Consider the following 435-nt stretch of genomic DNA (forward strand, 5'->3'; position numbering starts at 1 on the left):
AGCAAGTACAATTAATGTATCTTTTTTAGAAAATTCTCTAATAACTTGTCTACACATTCCACATGGACTAATTGGATTGTCTACATCACCAGTAATAACTATTAAATCAATTTTTTTCATTCCTTTAGTAATTGATGATGCTATGGCATTTCTTTCAGCACATATGGTTAAACCATAAGATGCATTTTCAACATTTACACCCTCGTGTAAATTACCTTCACTAGCTATCATAACGGCTGCAACCTTATACTTAGAATAAGGGCTATAAGATCTGTCTAATAAATTATTAGCTTTTTCAATATATTTTCTAATTTCTTGTTCACTATATCTATTCATATTACTCCTTAAAATGTTATTGCAGAATCTAATGCTAAAGTAATCATATCATTAAAAGTATTTTGTCTTTCTTCAGATGTAGTAGTTTCACCTGTAACT

General features: G+C 28.7%; 1 protein-coding gene. It reads right to left on the reverse strand.

All coding sequences use genetic code 11. The features are described from left to right. Positions 1–336: cytidine deaminase (gene cdd / locus AYC60_RS04725; protein ID WP_067321834.1), on the reverse strand; the 336-nt coding region annotated here is incomplete at its 3' end. Positions 337–435 lie beyond the last annotated feature (99 nt).

This window comes from Streptobacillus felis, from assembly GCF_001559775.1.
Lineage (GTDB): Bacteria > Fusobacteriota > Fusobacteriia > Fusobacteriales > Leptotrichiaceae > Streptobacillus > Streptobacillus felis.